General features: G+C 66.3%; 14 protein-coding genes and 1 pseudogene. 14 read left to right on the top strand and 1 reads right to left on the bottom strand.

The window, feature by feature from the left end:
* Positions 1-139 precede the first annotated feature (139 nt).
* From aroQ to ACYVD0_RS08590, 12 genes are all read left to right on the top strand, one after another.
* Positions 140-583, top strand: coding sequence for a type II 3-dehydroquinate dehydratase (aroQ, locus tag ACYVD0_RS08535; protein WP_460426419.1), 444 nt, complete (start codon positions 140-142; stop codon positions 581-583).
* 22 nt (positions 584-605) lie between these two features.
* On the top strand, positions 606-1,070 hold the full coding sequence (accB, locus tag ACYVD0_RS08540) for an acetyl-CoA carboxylase biotin carboxyl carrier protein (RefSeq protein ID WP_460426420.1): 465 nt from the start codon (positions 606-608) through the stop codon (positions 1,068-1,070).
* Positions 1,071-1,087: 17 nt separating this feature from the next.
* Complete coding sequence (gene accC, locus ACYVD0_RS08545) at positions 1,088-2,437, top strand: acetyl-CoA carboxylase biotin carboxylase subunit (RefSeq protein ID WP_460426421.1); 1,350 nt, start codon at positions 1,088-1,090, stop codon at positions 2,435-2,437.
* Positions 2,438-2,594: 157 nt separating this feature from the next.
* Entirely contained in the window at positions 2,595-3,473 is an 879-nt protein-coding gene (prmA, locus tag ACYVD0_RS08550; protein WP_460426422.1) for a ribosomal protein L11 methyltransferase, read from the top strand.
* A 77-nt stretch (positions 3,474-3,550) separates the two neighbouring features.
* On the top strand, positions 3,551-4,693 hold the full coding sequence (locus tag ACYVD0_RS08555; protein ID WP_460426423.1) for a DUF3426 domain-containing protein: 1,143 nt from the start codon (positions 3,551-3,553) through the stop codon (positions 4,691-4,693).
* A gap of 172 nt (positions 4,694-4,865) precedes the next feature.
* Entirely contained in the window at positions 4,866-5,864 is a 999-nt protein-coding gene (dusB, locus tag ACYVD0_RS08560; RefSeq protein WP_460426424.1) for a tRNA dihydrouridine synthase, read from the top strand.
* Positions 5,861-6,181 carry a DNA-binding transcriptional regulator Fis gene (fis, locus tag ACYVD0_RS08565; protein ID WP_460426425.1) on the top strand — a complete coding sequence of 107 codons (321 nt, stop codon included), beginning with the start codon at positions 5,861-5,863 and terminating at the stop codon, positions 6,179-6,181. The genes dusB and fis overlap by 4 nt, the downstream gene beginning before the upstream one ends.
* Before the next feature lie 72 nt (positions 6,182-6,253).
* The gene (gene purH / locus ACYVD0_RS08570) at positions 6,254-7,861 is read left to right on the top strand and encodes a bifunctional phosphoribosylaminoimidazolecarboxamide formyltransferase/inosine monophosphate cyclohydrolase (RefSeq protein ID WP_460426426.1); all 1,608 of its coding nucleotides are present in this window, start codon (positions 6,254-6,256) and stop codon (positions 7,859-7,861) included.
* A gap of 127 nt (positions 7,862-7,988) precedes the next feature.
* A complete protein-coding gene (purD, locus tag ACYVD0_RS08575) occupies positions 7,989-9,269 on the top strand; it encodes a phosphoribosylamine--glycine ligase (protein ID WP_460426427.1) in 1,281 nt (426 codons plus the stop codon).
* A 131-nt stretch (positions 9,270-9,400) separates the two neighbouring features.
* The gene (locus ACYVD0_RS08580) at positions 9,401-12,199 is read left to right on the top strand and encodes a response regulator (protein ID WP_460426428.1); all 2,799 of its coding nucleotides are present in this window, start codon (positions 9,401-9,403) and stop codon (positions 12,197-12,199) included.
* 75 nt (positions 12,200-12,274) lie between these two features.
* Positions 12,275-13,540, top strand: a complete 1,266-nt coding sequence (locus tag ACYVD0_RS08585) for an Hsp70 family protein (protein WP_460426429.1) — start codon at positions 12,275-12,277, stop codon at positions 13,538-13,540.
* A 149-nt stretch (positions 13,541-13,689) separates the two neighbouring features.
* Positions 13,690-14,064 (top strand): hypothetical protein, encoded by a 375-nt coding sequence (locus ACYVD0_RS08590; RefSeq protein ID WP_460426430.1) that lies wholly within the window; start codon positions 13,690-13,692, stop codon positions 14,062-14,064.
* Here ACYVD0_RS08590 and ACYVD0_RS08595 read toward each other — a convergent pair whose 3' ends face one another.
* Positions 14,065-14,949 (bottom strand): esterase/lipase family protein, encoded by an 885-nt coding sequence (locus tag ACYVD0_RS08595; protein ID WP_460426431.1) that lies wholly within the window; start codon positions 14,947-14,949, stop codon positions 14,065-14,067. It lies immediately after the preceding gene.
* Positions 14,950-15,091: 142 nt separating this feature from the next.
* On the opposite strand from ACYVD0_RS08595, the gene ACYVD0_RS08600 reads away from it, so the two are divergent.
* Both ACYVD0_RS08600 and ACYVD0_RS08605 read left to right on the top strand, forming a co-directional pair.
* Positions 15,092-15,490 carry a Rho termination factor N-terminal domain-containing protein gene (locus tag ACYVD0_RS08600; RefSeq protein ID WP_460426432.1) on the top strand — a complete coding sequence of 133 codons (399 nt, stop codon included), beginning with the start codon at positions 15,092-15,094 and terminating at the stop codon, positions 15,488-15,490.
* A 67-nt stretch (positions 15,491-15,557) separates the two neighbouring features.
* Positions 15,558-15,777 (top strand): annotated as a pseudogene (locus tag ACYVD0_RS08605) (IS701 family transposase); the annotation flags it as partial.

The following is a 15,777-nucleotide window of genomic DNA, read 5'->3' on the forward strand; positions in this document are numbered from 1 at the left end:
AGGTAATATGCAGGAAATTCCGGTTAAAATGCCAGGCTGACGGTCTCGACGGAACGGAGCCCCAGCCACCCCGCCGCCTGCGGGGCGGGGCGGCCCGTTGCCGTGTCCCATCACTCAGTACGCAAGGACAACAACCGACATGGCCACCCTACTGGTGCTGCACGGCCCCAATCTCAATCTGCTGGGTACCCGCGAGCCCGGCGTGTATGGCGCCACCACCCTCGCGCAGATCAACCAGGACCTGGAGCGCCGCGCCAGCGAGGCCGGCCATCGCCTGCTCCACCTGCAGAGCAATGCCGAGCACGCGCTGATCGAGCGCATCCACGCCGCCCGCCACGAAGGCGTGGAGTACATTATCTTCAATCCGGCGGCCTTCACCCATACAAGTGTCGCCCTACGTGACGCGTTGCTGGCGGTGAGCATCCCATTCACCGAAGTGCACCTGTCCAACGTGCACAAGCGCGAGCCCTTCCGCCATCACTCCTACTTTTCCGACATCGCCGTAGGGGTGATCTGCGGCTTGGGCGCTAGCGGCTACCGGCTGGCCCTGGAAGCCGCCCTCGAACAACTTGAACGTCCTTGATTCGTAACCGGAGTTATTTCGAATGGATATCCGCAAAGTCAAGAAACTGATCGAACTGCTGGAAGAGTCCGGTATCGACGAGCTGGAGATTCGCGAAGGCGAAGAATCGGTTCGCATCAGCCGCCACTCCAAGAGCTTTCCCCAACCGATGTATGCTGCCGCTCCGGCCATGGCTGCCATGCCTGCGCCGGCCGCCGTCGCCCCGCTCGCCGCGCCCGCCGAAGCCACCGCTCCGGCCGCACCCAAGCTGAACGGCCACGTGGTCCGCTCGCCGATGGTCGGCACCTTCTACCGTTCGCCGTCGCCGAGCGCCCCCTCCTTCGTCCAGATCGGCCAGAGCGTGAAGAAGGGCGACATCTTGTGCATCGTCGAAGCCATGAAGATGATGAACCACATCGAGGCTGAAGTCGGCGGTGTCATCGAATCCATCCTGGTGGAAAACGGTCAGCCGGTGGAATACGACCAGCCGCTGTTCACCATCGTCTGAACCGCGGAGGCCCTGCGATGTTGGAAAAAGTCCTGATCGCCAACCGTGGCGAGATCGCCCTGCGCATCCTGCGAGCCTGCAAGGAGCTGGGCATCAAGACGGTGGCTGTGTACTCGACGGCGGACCGCGAACTGATGCACCTGGGCCTTGCCGATGAGACCGTGTGCATCGGTCCAGCCCCGGCGACAAAATCCTACCTGCACATTCCGGCCATCATCGCCGCCGCCGAGGTCACTGGCGCGAACGGGATCCACCCGGGCTACGGCTTCCTCGCCGAGAATGCCGACTTCGCCGAGCAGGTGGAGAAATCCGGCTTCGCCTTCATCGGCCCGACCGCCGAGGTGATCCGCCTGATGGGCGACAAGGTTTCCGCCAAGAACGCCATGAAGCAGGCTGGCGTGCCCACCGTGCCCGGCTCCGACGGCCCACTGCCGGAAGACGAGGAGGTCGCCCTGGCGATCGCCCGCGAGGTCGGCTACCCGGTGATCATCAAGGCCGCAGGTGGCGGCGGCGGGCGCGGTATGCGCGTGGTGCGCAAGGAAGAGGATCTGATCAAGTCGGCGCGGCTGACCCGCACCGAAGCCGAGGCAGCCTTCGGCAATGGTATGGTCTACTTGGAGAAGTTCCTGGAAAACCCGCGCCACGTGGAGGTGCAGGTGCTGTCCGACGGCAAGGGAAACGCCATCCACTTGGGCGACCGCGACTGCTCGCTGCAGCGCCGCCACCAGAAGGTCCTGGAGGAGGCCCCGGCGCCGGGCATCGACCCGCAGGCCCGTGCCGAAGTGCTGGACCGCTGCGTGCGGGCCTGCATCGAGATCGGCTACCGCGGCGCCGGCACCTTCGAGTTCCTCTACGAGGACGGCCGCTTCTACTTCATCGAGATGAACACCCGCGTGCAGGTGGAGCACCCGGTCACCGAGATGGTCACCGGCATCGACATCGTCAAGGAGATGCTGCGCATCGCTGGCGGCGAGCCGCTGTCGATCCGCCAGGAGGACGTGGTGATCCGCGGCCATGCGCTGGAGTGCCGAATCAACGCCGAAGACCCGGCGACCTTCATGCCCAGTCCAGGCAAGGTCAAGCACTTCCACGCCCCGGGCGGCAACGGCATCCGCGTCGACTCGCACCTCTACAGCGGCTATGCGGTACCGCCGAACTACGACTCGCTGATCGGCAAGCTGATCGCCTACGGCAAGGATCGCGACGAAGCCATGGTGCGCATGCGCAATGCCCTGGACGAGATCGTCGTCGACGGCATCAAGACCAACGTGCCGCTGCACCGTGACCTCACCCGCGATGCGGGCTTCTGCAAGGGCGGCGTGAACATCCATTACCTGGAAAAGAAACTGGGTCTGGACAAGCACTGAGCAGCACGTCAGCGCTGCATGACGGGGGCCCCTTCGGGCGGCCCCCGTCGTTTCTCCGCCTTTCTCCCAGGTGCCAGCTGGCAGCCAACCCACCCCTCCAGTAAGCTTGCCCGCCATCCGTATCCGCGCTCGTCGCATCCTTCAAGAGGTCTTCCCCATGCCCTGGCTGCAAATCCGTCTCGCCATCACCCCCGACCAGGCTGGCGCGCTGGAAGACCAGCTGCTGGAGCTGGGTGCGGTCTCGGTAACCTTCATGGACGCCGAGGACCAGCCGATCTTCGAACCGGACCTCGGCACCACCCCGCTCTGGTCGCACACCCACCTGCTAGCCCTGTTCGAGGCCGACACCGACGCCGACGCCCTGCTCGCCCACCTCCGCCTGCTGCGCGGCGGCGAGCTGCCCGAGCAGCAGGTCGAGCACATCGAGGACCAGGACTGGGAGCGCAGCTGGATGGACAACTTCCAGCCGATGCGCTTCGGCCGTCGTCTGTGGATCGTGCCGAGCTGGCACCAGGCGCCGGAGCCCGAGGCGGTCAACCTGCTGCTCGACCCGGGCCTGGCCTTCGGTACCGGCACCCACCCGACTACCGCACTGTGCCTGGAATGGCTGGACGGCCAGGACCTCGCCGGCTGCAGCGTGCTGGACTTCGGCTGCGGCTCGGGCATCCTCGCCATCGCCGCTCTGCTGCTCGGCGCCGAACGGGTGGTCGGCACCGACATCGACCCGCAGGCGCTGGAGGCCTCGCGCGACAACGCCACGCGCAACGGCATCGACCCGGCGCGCTTTCCGCTCTACCTGCCGATAGACCTGCCACCACAGCCGGCTGACGTGGTGGTAGCCAACATCCTTGCCGGTCCGCTGGTACAGCTGGCACCGCAGATCGGCGCGCTGGTCAGGCCGGGTGGCCGCCTGGCGCTGTCCGGCATCCTCGCCGAACAGGCTGAGGAGGTGCGCGCCGCCTATACCGGCGCCTTCGCTCTCGCCCCTACCGCGGAGCAGGACGGCTGGGTGCGAATTAGCGGTGTGCGTCACTGATTCCCTGCCCCCGGGGCCAACGGCTGCGCTAGACTAGCGTCCCGTTCAGTCCAGACCGCCGACTGCCGGTTCGCCGCATGACAGATACCTTCGCCACCCAGTGCCCATACTGCCAGACCCGCTTTCGCATCAACCGTGCGCAGCTCGATGCTGCCCGCGGCGCGGTGCGCTGCGGCGCCTGCCTGCAGGTGTTCAACGCCGCCAGACACCTCATCGAGCGACCGGCCCCGCCCCAGTCCGCAGCTGCCGAAGCACCGACCGGTACCCCCCGGGCAGCGGAGCCCGCGTCCCACTGGGACCATGACGAACTCGATCTGGGCGATCTTGACCTGGATACCCTTGACCTGGACGAGGAGCTGGCCAAGCTGGAAAGCCAGGAGCGCCAGCTGATGGCGCGCCTGCAGAGCGCCGACGCCGAATCTCCGGCGCCACGCTCCGGCGCCCGACCGCGCCAGGGGCCCGTCGAACCGCTGCCGCCGACCGGCAGTCTGCTCGTCACGCCGAGCGGCGAGGGCGAGCGCCCCGAGCCGACACTGACCCTGAAACCACCCGTCGAGGGCAGTGAGCCGCTCCGCCCCCCGCCCCCCGCCCCCCGGGAAGCGCCCGCCGCCAGAGTGGAGCCGCGCCGACCTTCGCCCGCCAGCCCGCTGCAGCGCAACGAGCCGGAGCGCCCCGAGGGAGGACTGCTCGAACTGGCCGACGAACCCCTCCGCCTCGACTGGCGGAAACCACGCCAGTCCTGGGGCCGCCGCCTGGGCTGGCTCCTCCTGAACCTGCTCGCGCTCACCGCGCTGGCCGGCCAGTACGTCTGGTTCCACTATGACGAGCTGGTCCGTCAGGACCGCTACCGGCCCTGGTTCGAGCGACTGTGCCCCTACCTCGGCTGCAGCCTGCCGCCGCTGGTCGATATCGACCAGATCAAGAGCAGCAACCTGGTGGTGCGCAACCACCCCGAATTCGCCGGAGCCCTGGTAGTGGACGCGATCATCTACAACCGCGCCACCTTCGCCCAACCCTTCCCGCTGCTCGAACTGCGCTTCGCCGATATCAACGGCCAGCCCGTCGCCAGCCGGCGCTTCAAGCCTAACGAGTATCTGAGCGGTGAACTGGCCGGGCAGCAGGAAATGCCGCCGCAGACGCCGATCCACATCTCGCTGGAGATTCTCGACCCCGGCACACAGGCGGTGAATTACAGCCTAAGCTTCCACTCTCCGGAGTGACGCTCCTTGCTTGGAGGGCTGCCATCGGGCTGCCCGCCGGTTGCGGGCGCCTGCCTGCTGTTCATATTTTGTGCAGGACAACCTTTATCCATTCATGGAGAGCAGGTATCATGCCCACCCTTTTTTTGCGGTCCCCGTTCGGCCTGAAACCAGCCTCCAGCAGGGAAGACCTATGTCGGCGGTACGTATCGGCCCCTACACTTTGCCCAACCGACTGATCCTGGCGCCCATGGCCGGCGTCACCGATCGGCCGTTTCGTGCCCTGTGCCGCCGACTCGGCGCCGGCATGACGGTATCGGAAATGCTCACCAGCGACGTTCGCCTGTGGAACAGCCGCAAGTCCCGCCTGCGCCTACCGCACGGGGACGAGCTAGAGCCGCGCTCGGTGCAGATCGCCGGCGGCGACCCGCAAATGCTCGCCGAGGCGGCCCGGCGCAATGTCGAACTGGGCGCGCAGATCATCGACATCAACATGGGCTGCCCGGCGAAGAAGGTCTGCAGCAAGGCCGCCGGATCGGCGCTGATGAAAAACGAGTCGCTGGTCGCCGAGATCCTCCATGCGGTGGTTGCCGCCGTCGACGTGCCAGTGACCCTGAAGATCCGCACCGGCTGGGATCGGGCGAATCGCAACGGGGTCAGCGTGGCCCGGCTCGCTGAACAGGTCGGCATCGCCGCCCTCGCGGTTCATGGGCGGACCCGCGCCGACCTGTACAGCGGCGAGGCAGAGTACGACACCATCGCCGCGATCAAGCAGGCAGTATCGATTCCGGTGTTCGCCAATGGCGACATCGACTCGCCGGAGAAGGCCCGCCAGGTGCTCGACGCCACCGGCGCCGACGGCCTGCTGATTGGCCGCGCGGCCCAGGGACGGCCATGGATCTTCCGCGAGATCGAGCACTACCTGCAAACTGGCGAGTGCCTGCCGGCAGCGACGGCGGCGGAAGTAGAACCCGTTCTGCTGGAGCACCTGGCCGCACTGCACCGCTTCTACGGGGATGAATTGGGCGTTCGCATTGCCCGCAAACACGTCGGCTGGTATCTGGCAACCCTGCCGGGGGCGGGGGAGTTTAGAGCCCAGTTCAACCGCTTGGATACCACGGACGCGCAGAGCGCCCACGTTCGACGATTCTTCGCCGAACGCCACGAAGACGGAGATGGGGTGGCCGTATGACGACGATGACCAAGACTTTAGAGAGTGGAACGACACCCGTGAGCGACAACGCCAATCTGAAAAAACACCTGAACACGCCGAGCGAGGCGGGACAGACGCTGCGCGACAGCGTGGAGAAGGCGCTGCGCAACTACTTCGCCCATCTCGAGGGGGCTGCCGTCACGGACGTCTACAACCTGGTGCTCTCCGAAGTGGAGGCCCCCCTGCTGGAAACCGTGATGCAGTACGTCAAGGGCAACCAGACCAAGGCCTCCGAGCTGCTCGGCCTGAACCGCGGCACCCTGCGCAAGAAGCTCAAGCAGTACGACCTGCTGTAACCCTATCCGTCTGAAACGGGAGCGGCCGAGCCGCTCCCGTTTCCATTCAATCCTGTCCTGATGGAATCCGAGATGACCGACCAGACCACCCGCCTTCCCGTTCGCCGCGCCCTGATCAGCGTGTCCGACAAGACCGGCATCGTCGACTTCGCCCGCGAACTCGCCGCCCTCGGCGTCGAGATCCTCTCCACCGGCGGCACCTTCAAGCTGCTGCGCGACAGCGGTGTCAACGCCGTGGAAGTGGCCGACTACACCGGCTTTCCGGAAATGATGGACGGTCGGGTGAAGACCCTGCACCCGAAAATCCATGGCGGCATCCTCGGCCGTCGCGACAGGGACGGCGCAGTGATGGCCGAACACGGCATCGCCCCGATCGACCTGGTCGCGGTCAACCTCTACCCCTTCGCCACCACCGTGGCCAAGCCCGGCTGCACCCTGCCGGATGCCATCGAGAATATCGACATCGGCGGCCCGACCATGGTCCGTTCGGCAGCGAAGAACCACAAGGACGTGGCCATCGTGGTCAACGCCTCCGACTACGCAGGCATCATCGAATCCCTGAAAAGCGGCGGCCTGACCTACGCCCAGCGCTTCGACCTGGCGCTCAAGGCCTTCGAGCACACCACCGCCTACGACGGGATGATCGCCAACTACCTGGGCACTGTCGACCAGTCGGCCGAGACCCTGTCCACCGAAGGCCGCGCCGAATTCCCGCGCACCTTCAACAGCCAGTTCATCAAGGCTCAGGACATGCGCTACGGCGAGAACCCGCACCAGAATGCGGCCTTCTACGTCGAAGCCAGCCCGGCCGAGGCCAGCGTCGCCACCGCCAGGCAGCTGCAGGGCAAGGATCTGTCCTACAACAACGTGGCCGACACCGACGCCGCACTGGAATGCGTGAAGAGCTTCGTCAAGCCGGCCTGCGTCATCGTCAAGCACGCCAACCCGTGCGGCGTGGCCGTGGTACCGGAGAGCGAGGGCGGCATCCGCAAGGCCTACGACCTGGCCTATGCTACCGACAGCGAATCGGCGTTTGGCGGCATCATCGCCTTCAACCGCGAGTTGGATGGCGAGACTGCCAAGGCCATCGTCGAGCGCCAGTTCGTCGAAGTGATCATCGCTCCCAGCGTGTCCGCCGAGGCCCGTGAAGTGGTCGCCGCCAAGGCCAACGTACGCCTGCTCGAGTGCGGCCAGTGGCCGACCGAGCGCATTGCCGGACTGGACTACAAACGCGTCAACGGCGGCCTGCTGGTGCAGAGCCGCGACATCGGCATGATCACCGAGGCCGATCTCAAGGTGGTGACCCAACGCGCGCCGAGCGAGCAGGAAATCCACGACCTGATCTTCGCCTGGAAGGTGGCCAAGTTCGTCAAGTCCAACGCCATCGTCTACGCGAAGAACCGCCAGACCATCGGCGTCGGTGCCGGCCAGATGAGCCGCGTCAACTCCGCGCGGATCGCCGCGATCAAGGCCGAGCACGCCGGCCTGTCGGTCGCGGGCGCGGTGATGGCTTCCGACGCCTTCTTCCCGTTCCGCGACGGCATCGACAACGCGGCCAAGGCCGGCATCAGCGCGGTGATCCAGCCGGGTGGCTCGATGCGCGACAACGAGGTGATCGCCGCGGCCGACGAGGCCGGCATGGCGATGGTGTTCACCAGCATGCGCCACTTCCGCCATTGATTCGTTGATCTGTAATGGCGGACAACTGCGGTTGTCCGCCCTACACCCGCCTCTAATTCGCAGGGTGGACAACCGCGTTGTCCACCAAATGGGCCAAGGCCCATGCCTCCCCTCCTAGGAGACAGATATGAACGTACTGATCATCGGCAGCGGCGGCCGCGAGCATGCCCTGGCCTGGAAGGTGGCGCAGGACCCGCGCGTCGAGAAGGTCTTCGTCGCCCCGGGCAACGCCGGCACCGCCCTCGAGGCCAAGTGCGAGAATGTCGCCATCGAGGTGCTGGCCATCGAACAGTTGGCCGACTTCGCCGAGAAGAATGTGCAGCTGACCATCGTCGGCCCGGAAGCGCCGCTGGTGAATGGCGTGGTCGACCTGTTCCGCGCCCGCGGCCTGGACTGCTTCGGCCCGACCGCCGCCGCCGCCCAGCTGGAAGGCTCCAAGGCCTTCACCAAGGACTTCCTGGCCCGCCACGCCATCCCCACCGCCGCCTACCAGAACTTCACCGAAGTCGAGCCGGCACTCGCCTACCTGCGCGAGAAGGGCGCACCCATCGTGGTCAAGGCCGACGGCCTGGCCGCCGGCAAGGGCGTGATCGTCGCCATGACCCTGGAAGAAGCCGAGGACGCGGTGCGCGACATGCTGTCGGGCAACGCCTTCGGCGACGCCGGCGCGCGCGTGGTGATCGAGGAGTTTCTCGACGGTGAGGAAGCCAGCTTCATCGTCATGGTCGACGGCGAGCACGTGCTGCCGATGGCCACCAGCCAGGATCACAAGCGGGTCGGTGACGGCGACAGCGGCCCCAACACCGGCGGCATGGGCGCCTACTCCCCCGCCCCGGTAGTCACCGCCGAAGTACACCAGCGGGTGATGGACGAGGTGATCTGGCCGACCGTGCGCGGCATGGCCGCCGAGGGCAACGTTTACACCGGCTTCCTGTATGCCGGCCTGATGATCGACGCGTCGGGCGCACCCAAGGTCATCGAGTTCAATTGCCGCTTCGGCGACCCGGAAACCCAGCCGGTGATGCTGCGCCTGCAGTCGTCCCTGGTGCTGCTGATCGAGACCGCTCTGGCCAAGGCGCTGGACAAGGTCAAGGCACAGTGGGACCCGCGGCCGAGCCTGGGCGTGGTGCTGGCTGCGGGTGGCTACCCGGGCGACTATGCCAAGGGCGCCGTGATCTCCGGCCTGGACGCCGCCGCACAGCTGCCCGGCAAGGTGTTCCACGCTGGCACCGCGGTCAAGGACGGTCAGGTGGTCACCACTGGTGGCCGTGTGCTATGCGCCACCGCCCTCGGCAAGAGCGTGTCCGAGGCCCAGCAGGGCGCTTACACCTTAGCAGCGCAGATCAGTTGGAGTGGCTGCTTCTACCGCAAGGATATCGGCTACCGTGCGATTGCCCGGGAAGGCTGAAAGCCTGGAATAATCATCGAGAAAACGCCTGAAAGAACAAAAAAAGGCTATTAAAGGATAGCCTTTTGCTCGTTACTTTACTTCAGGCCATTGGTTATAATTTGGCCACTTACTCAGGAAGGGACTTCGTCGTGCGCCGGCCTTGGAATGCCACAACGCTCATTGTCAGTCTGCTGCTGGTCGTGCTCGCGGCGTTGCCGACCCTCGCGGGCAGTCTGCTGCGCTCGGGCGATCCCCCCTTTCAGGCCGGCCAGGCAATGCCGAACGGCGACTGGCGGATCCTCCTCGACGAATCGGCCAGCCTGACGCTGAAGGATATCATCGCACGCCGCGACCGCTTCACCCCGTTCAAGCACCACTCCCTCACCTTGCCGGCCAACCAGGCTGCCTGGCTGCATGTGCCCATCTCCGGCCACGACGATCCCCGCTGGATCTGGGTATTCGCCCCGCGGGTGGACCGGGTCGACTTCTTCCTGACCAACAGGGGCGTGCAGGAGCACAGGATCGAAACCGGGGCGATGCTCTTGGGCGGCCTGGCCCCCCCCGGCCAGGCCCACCTGTTCCCCCTGCCAGCGGATCAGGCGCCGCGCGAGGCCTGGCTGCGGCTAGCCCCCCGGCAAGCCGCGCCGGCTTGGTTCGACTACATCGATACGACCGGCCTGCAGGACAAGAACAAGCTGGCCTACACCCTGGGCGCACTGCTCAGCGCCCTGTTCCTGGGAATGCTCTACAATCTGATCCGCTTCGGCTACAACAAGGCGCTCTGCAATCTCTGGCTGGCGGCCATGCAGAGCGCGCTCCTGCTCAGTGCCATCGCGCATTTCGGCCTGCTCAGTGCCTGGTTGCCGCAGCTAGGGCAGTACCAGATAGCGGTAGCGGACATCGCCGCCCTCCTCAGCTTCCTCTTCCTGCTGCAGTTCACCTGCAGCTTCTTCGACCAGGTGGAGCGCCCGCGCCTGCTCGACTGGCTGCTGCGCGGCGAGATCGCCGTGCTGGCGCTGGCCGCCGTGCTGGACGGCCCGTCCCCCCACGGCGGGCTGCGCAGCGGGCTGATCCTGCTCGCCAGCCTGACCGCGACGGGCTGCGCGCTCTATCACTGGCTGCGTGGCTATCGCCCGGCACGCCTGGTGCTGGTCGGGATGCTGCTCTTCCACCTGGGCTTCAGCGCCTATCTGTCGATGCTGCTGGACTTTGGCCAGTTCGGCCCCTGCTGGCAGGTCTTCGTGCTCTTCGCCCTTAGCGCCGCCAGCGGCCTGGTGCTCGGCTTCGCCCTTGCCGAGCGGCAGCGTAAAATCGAGACGGACCGTGCGGCCTGGCGCACCAGCGAGGCGGCGAGCAGTGCGGAACTGCGCGCCAAGAGCGAATTCCTGGCCAAGCTCAGCCACGAGATCCGCACCCCGATGAACGGCGTTCTGGGCATGACCGAACTGCTGCTCGGCACGCCGCTGACCGCCAAGCAGTACGACTACGTGCAGACGATCAACAGCTCGGGCAACGAGTTGCTCAGCCTGATCAACGACATCCTCGACATTTCCCGCCTGGAATCCGGACAAATCGAGCTGGACGATGTGCAATTCGATCTCAACGGCCTGATCGACGATTGCCTGGGCATTTTCCGCGCCAAGGCGGAAAGGCGCCGAGTCGAGCTGATCAACTTCGTCCAGCCGCAGGTGCCACGGGTGGCCAACGGCGATCCGACGCGTCTGCGCCAGATCCTGCTGACCCTGATCGATAACGCCTTCCGGCAGACCGACGAAGGGGAAATCCTCCTCAAGGTATCCCTGGAAACCGAGGGTCCGCAGCCGCGCCTGCACATCGCCGTGCAGGACAGCGGCCAACCCATGTCGAAGAGTCGCCGCGAAGCCCTGCTCCACAGCGAATTACAGAGCCACGATCTGCTCTCCGCAGCGCAGCTCGACGGCAGTCTGGGCCTGATCATCGCCCGCCAGCTGGTCCTGTTGATGCAGGGGCGTTACGGCATCGACATCGGCCCCGACACGGGCAGCACGATCTGGATGTCGCTGCCGCTCGATCCCGCCTGCCTGAAGCGCCCGGTCGCCGACCTGGACGGCCCGCTGCAGGATGCCCGCTTGCTGGTGGTGGATGACAACGACACCTGCCGCAAGGTACTGCTGCAGCAGTGCAGCGCCTGGGGCATGAAGGTCAGCGCGGCTTCCTCCGGCAAGGAAGCCCTGGCCCTGCTGCGCACCAAGGCCCATCTGGGGGAATACTTCGACGCGGCGCTGCTCGACCAGAACATGCCCGGCATGAGCGGTCTGCAGCTGGCACAACGGATCAAGGAAGACCCCGGTCTGAATCACGACATCCTGCTGATCATGCTGACCGGTCTCAGCGATGCGCCGGGGCGGGTCTATGCACGCAATGCCGGCATCACCTGCAGTCTGGCCAAGCCGGTGGCCGGCTACACGCTGAAGACCACCCTCGCCGACGAACTCGGCAAGCGTCGCGACGCTCGTCCGCCGGCCACCGGCCTGGCAGAGAACGCGGCCCTGGAAGTGCCGGGCGACTTCCGCATCCTGGTCGCCGAGGACAACAGCATTTCCACCAAGGTTATCCGCGGCATGCTGCGCAAGCTCAACCTGCAGCCGGACACCGCCAGCAACGGCGAGGAGGCCCTGCAGGCGATGAAGGCCAAGCAGTACGACCTGGTGCTGATGGACTGCGAGATGCCGGTGCTCGATGGCTTTGCCGCCACCGAACAGCTACGCGCCTGGGAGGCCCGCGAGCTTCGCCCGCACACGCCGATCGTCGCGCTCACCGCGCATATCCTCAGCGAGCACCGCGAGCATGCCCTGCGGGTAGGCATGGACGGCCACCTGGCCAAGCCGGTGGAGCTGTCCCAGCTGCGCGCCCTGATCGAACACTGGGTCGAGCGCAAGGAAATGTACCGCCACGCACTCCATCCTTGACCGGCGTCGGCAGGCGGGTGCAGACGCCGGGCGGCCTGCTAGAATGCGCGCCCCCTTTCCGCCCGAGCCCGCGCCATGACCACCGCCCTGCCCGCCCGCGCCTGCGGCATCGACTTCGGCACCTCCAACTCCACCGTCGGTTGGCAGCGTCCCGGCAGGGAGACGCTGATCCCTCTCGAGGACGGCCGGATCACCCTGCCCTCGGTGCTGTTCTTCAACTTCGAGGAGCGCCGCCCGGTGTTCGGCCGACAGGCCCTGCACGAATACCTGGAAGGCTACGAGGGGCGCCTGATGCGTTCGCTGAAGAGCCTGCTGGGCTCCAAGCTACTGAAAAGCGAAACCACTGTGCTCGGCAGCGCGCTGCCGTTCAAGGAGATCCTCAAGCTGTTCCTCGGCGAGCTGAAGCAGCGCGCCGAGACGGTGGCCGGGCGCCCCTTCGAGGAGGCGGTGCTGGGCCGCCCGGTGTTCTTCGTCGACGAGGACCCACAGGCCGATCGGGAGGCCGCGGACACTCTGATCGAGGTGGCGAAAGGCCTCGGCCTGAAGGAGGTTTCATTCCAGTATGAGCCCATCGCCGCGGCCTTCGACTACGAGTCGGTCATCGCCCGCGAGGAGTTGGTGCTGATCGTCGATATCGGCGGAGGCACCTCCGACTTCTCCCTGGTGCGCCTGGCGCCGGAGCGCCGCGCCCTGCCCGAGCGGCAGAACGATATCCTCGCCACCGGCGGCGTGCACATCGGCGGCACCGACTTCGACCGCCAGCTCAGCCTGCAGGGGGTGATGCCGCTGTTCGGCTACGGCAGCCGGATGAAAAGCGACGCCCCGATGCCGACCAGCGTGCACCTCAATCTGGCCACCTGGCATACCATCAACGCCGTCTACGCCCAGGCCTCGCAGCGGGCGTTGGCAAGTATGCGCTACGACATCCTCGACCCCACCGGCGTCGACCGGCTGCTCCGACTGATCGAGCAACGCGCCGGACATTGGCTGGCGATGCAGGTGGAGGATGGCAAGATAGCCCTTGGCGAAAGCGAACAACACCGCATCGATCTGGCGCGCATCGAGGCGGAGCTGGCCGCCGAACTAGACCGCGCGCTCTTCGAGCGGGCCATCGAGCCGCTGCTGGAGCGGGTCCGTACCAGCCTGGAAAGCCTGCTGGCCGGTGCCGGGGTGGGCCGGGAGCGGATCGACACGCTGTTCTTCACCGGCGGCTCCAGCGGCGTGCCGGCGCTGCGCCAAAGCGTTGCCGGGCTGCTGCCGAACGCCCGCCAGGTGGAAGGCGACCGCTTCGGCAGTATTGGCAGCGGCCTGGCCATCGAGGCGCGGCGGCGCTACGGCTGATACGCGCTGGGCAGCGGAACGGACCTCGGACTTCACGCGGGCCCGCCCCATCGGCTCCCGACCTGCGCGCTTGGTCGGACCAGATACCGGCCGAAGGATTCTGGCCTATGGTTTTGGGGTCACCGATGCTTCGAACCGGGGTGCGCATCATGTACAAGAAACGCCTCCTGCTGGTCTCCCTACTTGCCCTGCTGCTCGGTGCTGCCTTGCTGTTCGGCGCCTCCATGGGATTGGCGAACCAGCGTTGGGATTCCTATGACACGGGACAGAGACTGACCATCGAGGCCCCCCTGAAACAGGTGCTGTATCGCAGCCTTCAGGCCGAGGTACGGGTCGACTATCGAGGCGAGGAGTGGAATGTGGTGCTGGGTCCCTCCTCGCGCCTGCTGTCGCTCGGCGTGATCAAGAATGATCTGCGACCGGGAAGACCGGTGATCCTGGTCGGTTATCCGCGCAAGGATGGCACCGCAGAAATGCGCGCCGAGCGCCTCATCCTCGACGGACGTACGCTGGAGCTGCACTAGCTAGAGCCCGGCCTCGGCCAGTCGCGATAGGTGTTCTAGGTATACGCCGACCGGCTTGGCCTCCCCCTCCCGGCGTCCCCAGCAGCGGTTGATGATGTCCAGATGATCGAAGGGGTAGTCGGAGCGGATCACCCGCCCGAGGTGTGAGCTGAAGCGCCCCACCAGACCGTCGTTCTGCCCGGCCTCGCGGACGAAACAGCGGGCCAGCTGCCGGCACAGGACATGCCTGGGTTCGAAGTTCATAACGGCGTCGCCCCGGGTCTGCAGGGTGCCGCTCCAGGAGTAGTAGCGCACCCCGTCGACCTCCTCGGCACCCTCGCCTCCCCAGTGCCTGGGCAAACCCTGCGGGTAGCGAGCGTTGAAACCAGCCATGCCTTCGCTGGTCAGCGCCAGCAGCGAGGCCGATCCATCGAGGGGCAGGCACAGCCCCGGCTCGGCGCACTCGAGCCGCTCCATCAGCCGTGCCAGCCCTTCGAAGCCCCGCGCCAACAGGCGCTCACACCGGCCGCTGGGCGGCAGCTGGCCGCGCAGCCGATCGGCCACCTCGGAGCCGTGGTTGGGGGTGGCGACTGTGGTCACCGAAGCCACCCACTCTGGGCGCAACGCCGCCGCATAGCGGGCGCTCAGCCCGCCCTGGCTGTGGCCGAGCAGATTGACCCTGGGCGCACCGCTGGCAGCGAGGATCGCCGGAATGCGCTCGAGCAGCTGGGCACCCAGCGCCTCGTTATCATGCACGCCAGACAGCCGCACTGGATAAACCGTCACTCCCTCGCGGCGCAACGCCACATCGATGCCATTCCAGTAGGAATGGCCGGGCAGGCGCACGAAGCCGAGCAGGCCATGCACCAGCACTATGGGGTAGCGGGTCCTGCACCCTTCGCCCATGGATCCTCCTCTCGGTCACTGCCAGTCACCCGCCAAGACTAACCCGGTTGCAGATCGCCGGTCGCCACCCTGACAACTGATGAAACTTTGAGCAATAGGCCAGTCGAAACTTCATGTAACCCATCGTCACAGGAGAACCGTCATGCCCCGGGGTGACAAGTCCAGCTACACCGAAAAGCAGAAGCGCAAGGCCGAACATATCGAAGAAAGCTACGAGGCGCGCGGTGTTCCAGAAGAGGAGGCGGAAGCCCGCGCCTGGGCCACGGTAAACAAGCAGTCCGGCGGCGGCGAGAAAAGCGGCTCCGGCCGTCAGAAGAGCGAAACCGCCAAGCGCGCCGACCGCAAGGACTCCGCGCGCCGGGCTGCGGCCAGTCGTCGCGGGCAGTCGCCCAACCGCGGCTCCGCCAGTGCCCGACAGCAGGCCGGCAGCACCTCGCTGAGCGCGATGCCCCGTGCAGCTCTGCTCGCGCTTGCTGCCGAACAGGGCGTGCGGGGCCGCTCGCGGATGCGCAAGGCAGAGCTGATCGCCGCCCTCAGCTAGCACTACAGTTGCATATTTAGCCTTCATCTGCCTTGCTTGATGTATTCCCTTGCCTGGGAGAAACCGGATGACAACTGCATCGATCGAGACAACCCTGGAGCTGTGGGCTTCATCGCTGCGCGAAGTCAAGGCGCGTATGCGCCCTCTGTTTACCCAGGAGCGGGTGGCGGCCTCTGCCGGCTTGTTCCTCGATGGCCTGCTGGGCAACGAGCCACGCAAGACCGGCTGGATGCGCGCAGAGGCAGCCGGCGATCCCGGCCCCTGGCGTCAGCAGGCCATTCTCGGCC

The organism is Azotobacter armeniacus (assembly GCF_054779355.1).

Coding starts and splice junctions, on each gene's coding strand:
- aroQ (WP_460426419.1), top strand. CDS start 140: ATGGCCACCCTACTGGTGCTGCACGGCCCCAATCTCAATCTGCTGGGT.
- accB (WP_460426420.1), top strand. CDS start 606: ATGGATATCCGCAAAGTCAAGAAACTGATCGAACTGCTGGAAGAGTCC.
- accC (WP_460426421.1), top strand. CDS start 1,088: ATGTTGGAAAAAGTCCTGATCGCCAACCGTGGCGAGATCGCCCTGCGC.
- prmA (WP_460426422.1), top strand. CDS start 2,595: ATGCCCTGGCTGCAAATCCGTCTCGCCATCACCCCCGACCAGGCTGGC.
- ACYVD0_RS08555 (WP_460426423.1), top strand. CDS start 3,551: ATGACAGATACCTTCGCCACCCAGTGCCCATACTGCCAGACCCGCTTT.
- dusB (WP_460426424.1), top strand. CDS start 4,866: ATGTCGGCGGTACGTATCGGCCCCTACACTTTGCCCAACCGACTGATC.
- fis (WP_460426425.1), top strand. CDS start 5,861: ATGACGACGATGACCAAGACTTTAGAGAGTGGAACGACACCCGTGAGC.
- purH (WP_460426426.1), top strand. CDS start 6,254: ATGACCGACCAGACCACCCGCCTTCCCGTTCGCCGCGCCCTGATCAGC.
- purD (WP_460426427.1), top strand. CDS start 7,989: ATGAACGTACTGATCATCGGCAGCGGCGGCCGCGAGCATGCCCTGGCC.
- ACYVD0_RS08585 (WP_460426429.1), top strand. CDS start 12,275: ATGACCACCGCCCTGCCCGCCCGCGCCTGCGGCATCGACTTCGGCACC.
- ACYVD0_RS08590 (WP_460426430.1), top strand. CDS start 13,690: ATGTACAAGAAACGCCTCCTGCTGGTCTCCCTACTTGCCCTGCTGCTC.
- ACYVD0_RS08595 (WP_460426431.1), bottom strand. CDS start 14,949: ATGGGCGAAGGGTGCAGGACCCGCTACCCCATAGTGCTGGTGCATGGC.
- ACYVD0_RS08600 (WP_460426432.1), top strand. CDS start 15,092: ATGCCCCGGGGTGACAAGTCCAGCTACACCGAAAAGCAGAAGCGCAAG.